At 54.7% G+C, this 5,956-nt stretch carries 3 tRNA genes and 3 rRNA genes; all 6 read right to left on the reverse strand.

Annotated elements, in window-relative coordinates:
* Positions 1 to 77, reverse strand: a tRNA-Met gene (locus tag AC1RTO_RS19205).
* A gap of 126 nt (positions 78 to 203) precedes the next feature.
* Positions 204 to 318: ribosomal RNA gene (gene rrf, locus AC1RTO_RS19210) — 5S ribosomal RNA — on the reverse strand.
* 191 nt (positions 319 to 509) lie between these two features.
* Positions 510 to 3,308 (reverse strand): 23S ribosomal RNA (locus tag AC1RTO_RS19215).
* Between the two features lie 525 nt (positions 3,309 to 3,833).
* Positions 3,834 to 3,909, reverse strand: a tRNA-Ala gene (locus AC1RTO_RS19220).
* Positions 3,910 to 3,918: 9 nt separating this feature from the next.
* A tRNA-Ile gene (locus tag AC1RTO_RS19225) sits at positions 3,919 to 3,995 on the reverse strand.
* A 221-nt stretch (positions 3,996 to 4,216) separates the two neighbouring features.
* Positions 4,217 to 5,706: ribosomal RNA gene (locus AC1RTO_RS19230) — 16S ribosomal RNA — on the reverse strand.
* The 16S, 23S and 5S rRNA genes sit together here with 3 tRNA genes alongside, the layout of an rRNA operon.
* Positions 5,707 to 5,956: the final 250 nt, after the last annotated feature.

Raw genomic sequence — 5,956 nt, forward strand, 5'->3', positions numbered from 1 at the left:
TGGTTGCGGGGACAGGATTTGAACCTGTGACCTTCAGGTTATGAGCCTGACGAGCTACCGGGCTGCTCCACCCCGCGACACTGGGTTGTCATGTATAGACGCGAACGCCCCCGCGGGAAGCGGGGGTGTTGGCGTCCGGTACCGGACGAGACGTTTGTGGATGGGTTCTGGAAGCGTTTGCCCTCGTATCCGCCGGCTGCAATGCCTGGCGACGACCTACTCTTCCATCGCTTGAGCGATAGTACCATTGGCGCAGTCGGGTTTCACGGCCGAGTTCGGGATGGGATCGGGTGGGACACCGACGCTATAGCCACCAGGCAATGAAGCGGGCGGATGCGGGGGTTTGGGCTGGGTGGCCCGTCACGGTTTGCACTGTGACGGGTTTCTAAAATCGATGCACCTTTTGTGAAAATCACGAGGTTTTATGTGTCTGGCGTCGAGCATGTTCATCCACGCGCATCGTCGATGTATCGCTGGTGACCCAGGATTGTCATTGATGGTGTGAGACTCTCAAGCGCGAATAGGACAATTAGTATCGGTTAGCTCCATGCGTTACCGCACTTCCACATCCGATCTATCAAGGTCGTGGTCTCCGACCGTCCTATGAAATCTTATCTCGAGGGAGGCTTCCCGCTTAGATGCTTTCAGCGGTTATCCCGTCCGTACATAGCTACCCTGCTGCGCCGTTGGCACGACGACAGGTACACCAGAGGTACGTTCAACCCGGTCCTCTCGTACTAGGGTCAACTCCTCTCAAATTTCGACGCCCACGGCAGATAGGGACCAAACTGTCTCGCGACGTTCTGAACCCAGCTCACGTACCACTTTAATTGGCGAACAGCCAAACCCTTGGGACCTGCTCCAGCCCCAGGATGTGATGAGCCGACATCGAGGTGCCAAACAACCCCGTCGATATGAGCTCTTGGGGGTTATCAGCCTGTTATCCCCGGCGTACCTTTTATCCGTTGAGCGATGGCCCTTCCACGAGGGACCACCGGATCACTATGACCGACTTTCGTCTCTGCTCGACTTGTCAGTCTCGCAGTCAGGCGGGCTTATGCCATTGCACTCTAACAGCCGGTTTCCAACCGGCCTGAGCCCACCATCGCGCGCCTCCGTTACTCTTTAGGAGGCGACCGCCCCAGTCAAACTACCCGCCACAGAGGGTCCCTGTTCCGGCTTACGGAACGAGGTTAGACATCAGAAAACAACAGGGTGGTATTTCACCTATGGCTCCACATCAGCTGGCGCCGATGCTTCAAAGCCTCCCACCTATGCTACACAGTTCTTTCCTAATGCCACTCTGAAGCTGCAGTAAAGGTGCACGGGGTCTTTCCGTCTAACCGCGGGTACTCCGCATCTTCACGGAGAATTCAATTTCGCTGAGCATGTCCTGGAGACAGTGGGGAAGTCGTTACGCCATTCGTGCAGGTCGGAACTTACCCGACAAGGAATTTCGCTACCTTAGGACCGTTATAGTTACGGCCGCCGTTTACCTGGGCTTCATTTCAGAGCTTGCACCCCTCCACTTAACCTTCAGGCACCGGGCAGGCGTCAGGCCCTATACGTCGTCTTGAAGCCGACTTAGCAGAGCCCTGTGTTTTTGCTAAACAGTCGCTACCCCCTGGCCTGTGCCCCCTCAAATGGCTTGCGCCGAGTGAGGGCCTCCTTCTTCCGAAGGTACGGAGGCAATTTGCCGAGTTCCTTCAGGACACTTCTCTCAAGCGCCTTGGTATACTCTACCTGACCACCTGTGTCGGTTTCGGGTACGGTCTATACGGTGGGGCTATTTCCTGGAACAGTTTCGAAGCACGTCCAATCCGATAAGGACGTACAACACACACCATCCGTCACACACCACCAGGCCCACGAATATTAACGTGGTTCCCATCGACTACCCCCTTCGGGCTCGTCTTAGGGGCCGGCTCACCCTGCGCGGATTAGCCTTGCGCAGGAACCCTTGGTCTTTCGGCGAGAGGGCATCTCACCCTCTTTATCGCTACTCATGTCTGCATTCGCACTTCCGATACCTCCACGACCCATTACCAGATCGCTTCACAGGCTTACGGAACGCTCCGCTACCGCGTACGCTTAAAAGCGCACACCCTAAGCTTCGGTGCATCACTTTAGCCCCGTTACATCTTCGCCGCAGAAACCCTTGTTTAGACCAGTGAGCTGTTACGCTTTCTTTAAAGGATGGCTGCTTCTAAGCCAACCTCCTGGTTGTTTTGGGATTTCCACATGCTTTCCCACTTAGTGATGACTTGGGGACCTTAGCTGTAGGTCAGGGCTGTTTCCCTTTTGACGACGGACCTTAGCACCCGCCGTCTGTCTCCCGGATATCACTCCTAGGTATTCGGAGTTTGGTTAGAGTTGGTAGATCTCGCGACCCCCGCATCCATCCAGTGCTCTACCCCCTAGGGTGTCCATCCGAGGCACTACCTCAATAGTTTTCGCGGAGAACCAGCTATTTCCCGGCTTGATTGGCCTTTCACCCCTAAACACAACTCATCCGGTAACTTTTCAACGTTAATCGGTTCGGACCTCCAGTGCATGTTACTGCACCTTCATCCTGGTCATGCCTAGATCGCCGGGTTTCGGGTCTAATACTTCAAACTATGTCGCCCTATTCAGACTCGCTTTCGCTGCGCCTACACCTAACGGCTTAAGCTTGCTTGAAACATTAAGTCACAGACCCATTATGCAAGAGGTACGCTGTCAGGCCTCAAGGACCCTCCAACTGCTTGTAGGCAATCCGTTTCAGGTACTGTTTCACTCCCCTCATCGGGGTGCTTTTCACCTTTCCCTCACGGTACTAGTTCGCTATCGGTCACATACGAGTATTTAGGCTTAGAGGGTGGTCCCCCTATGTTCAGACAGAATTACACGTGTTCCGCCCTACTCGAGTCTCATCACATCAGTTTCGCATACGGGACTGTCACCCGCTATGGTCACACTTTCCAGAGTGTTCTGCTACTTGAATGATGAGCACTGGCCTGGTCCGCGTTCGCTCGCCACTACTAACGGAATCTCGGTTGATGTCTTTTCCTCCAGCTACTGAGATGTTTCAGTTCACCGGGTTCGCTTCACGAAGCCTATTTTATTCAGCTAAGTGATACCTGTTTCCAACTAATCCCGCTCGCCGCCTTGCGGCGACGGTCGAGATTAATCGGATAGGTGGGTTTCCCCATTCGGAAATCTGCGGGTCAAAGGTTGCTCACACCTCACCGCAGCTTATCGCAGCGTGCCACGTCCTTCATCGCCTGTATGTGCCAAGGCATCCACGAATTGCCCTTACCTCACGCTTGAGAGTCCACACCACCAATGACAACGCTGGATCGCTGCCCCTCGGGTCATCCATCGAAGCATTACTGCGATGGAAACCTATCAAGGAAGCGACACGAAACTCGGCAGAGCAGCGTCGGTTGGCTTTACCAGGCGCCCTTGCGGACACCCTCTCGGTGTGGATGATTATAATCTCAGCCAGATTGTCGGATATGCGTTTCCACCAACAGCTCAGAGCTGCCGGTTTGTCTCGCAATCCATAAGTGATTGAAGCCGATCTGGAGACGCTCGCCCGAACCGGCCTTGCAGCCGACCTTTGCGGTCGTTTGTCCAAACCGACACCATCACGGCATCGATTTTAAGAACCCATTCACAATGTCAAAGAGGAGCGCCGCAGCACTCCATAAACCGCTGTATCGCTACAGCGGAACTGGTGTCTTCATCTCTAGGTTATCGCTTGTGGCATCGCGTGCCGACCGCTGTGCAAAGCTGCGCCTTATGGCGCGCTATGCAGCGCTGGCCGTTCTTGCTGCCATGCAGCTGCGAATTGGTGGAGCCTATCGGGATCGAACCGATGACCTGATGCTTGCAAAGCAACCGCTCTCCCAGCTGAGCTAAGGCCCCATGCGCCAGTGGTGGGCCGAGTAGGAGTTGAACCTACGACCTCACGCTTATCAGGCGTGCGCTCTAACCACCTGAGCTACCGGCCCGCACTGGGCTCGCGCCGTCAGTCGCGGCAAAGCCGCGCCTTATGGCGCTGCTGTGCCACGCTGGCCGAGCTTGATCGCGTGCAAAATAGCTGACGCTATTTCGTCTCGCGATCTAACCTAGGATGAAGGGACATGAGGACGGCGGCCAATATGTTCTTTGGAATGGAGGAAGCTCTTCTGACCGGACGAACCGGTCAGCGCTTTACCGCCGATATCCTTAGAAAGGAGGTGATCCAGCCGCAGGTTCCCCTACGGCTACCTTGTTACGACTTCACCCCAGTCGCTAAGCCCACCGTGGTCGCCTGCCTCTCATTGCTGAGTTAGCGCAACGCCTTCGGGTGAACCCAACTCCCATGGTGTGACGGGCGGTGTGTACAAGGCCTGGGAACGTATTCACCGCGGCATGCTGATCCGCGATTACTAGCGATTCCGCCTTCATGCACTCGAGTTGCAGAGTGCAATCCGAACTGAGACGGCTTTTGGAGATTAGCTCACCCTTGCAGGATTGCTGCCCACTGTCACCGCCATTGTAGCACGTGTGTAGCCCAGCGCGTAAGGGCCATGAGGACTTGACGTCATCCCCACCTTCCTCCGGCTTATCACCGGCGGTTCCTTTAGAGTCCCCAACTGAATGATGGTAACTAAAGGCGAGGGTTGCGCTCGTTGCGGGACTTAACCCAACATCTCACGACACGAGCTGACGACAGCCATGCAGCACCTGTGTTCCAGTTCCCGAAGGAAAGAGATCCATCTCTGGAAATCGTCCGGACATGTCAAACGCTGGTAAGGTTCTGCGCGTTGCTTCGAATTAAACCACATGCTCCACCGCTTGTGCAGGCCCCCGTCAATTCATTTGAGTTTTAACCTTGCGGCCGTACTCCCCAGGCGGATAACTTAATGCGTTAGCTGCGCCACCCAAAAACCAAGTTCCCGGACAGCTAGTTATCATCGTTTACGGCGTGGACTACCAGGGTATCTAATCCTGTTTGCTCCCCACGCTTTCGCACCTCAGCGTCAATACCAGTCCAGTGAGCCGCCTTCGCCACTGGTGTTCTTCCGAATATCTACGAATTTCACCTCTACACTCGGAATTCCACTCACCTCTCCTGGATTCAAGCGATGCAGTCTTAAAGGCAATTCTGGAGTTGAGCTCCAGGCTTTCACCTCTAACTTACAAAGCCGCCTACGTGCGCTTTACGCCCAGTAATTCCGAACAACGCTAGCTCCCTCCGTATTACCGCGGCTGCTGGCACGGAGTTAGCCGGAGCTTATTCTCCCGGTACTGTCATTATCATCCCGGGTAAAAGAGCTTTACAACCCTAAGGCCTTCATCACTCACGCGGCATTGCTGGATCAGGCTTTCGCCCATTGTCCAATATTCCCCACTGCTGCCTCCCGTAGGAGTCTGGGCCGTGTCTCAGTCCCAGTGTGGCTGATCATCCTCTCAGACCAGCTAAGGATCGTCGCCTTGGTGCGCCTTTACCACACCAACTAGCTAATCCTACGCGGGCTCATCCTCAGGCGATAAATCTTTGGACTTAACGTCATCATCCGGTATTAGCCATCGTTTCCAATGGTTATTCCGAACCTGAGGGCAGATTCCCACGCGTTACGCACCCGTGCGCCACTAGACCCGAAGATCTCGTTCGACTTGCATGTGTTAGGCATGCCGCCAGCGTTCGTTCTGAGCCATGATCAAACTCTCAAGTTTATGTCAGCTGCCAGCGAAGGTGGAATTTCCCCCGTCAGCAACCCCATCTCAAGGACCCGCTCTGCACATTTCTTCAGATCACCACACAGGACAAAACCCGCATGGCAACCCATTACGTATGGATACGTGAAGGACATATAGAACGGGTTGGCTTTAAACGATCATACAACGCCTTGAATACGCCGCAGACCGCAAGCCGCCGCCCACATGTCCCTTCATCAATCAACAATGTCAAAGAGCCGACAAAAAC

The organism is Sphingomonas sp. GW821-FHT10F09 (assembly GCF_058809195.1).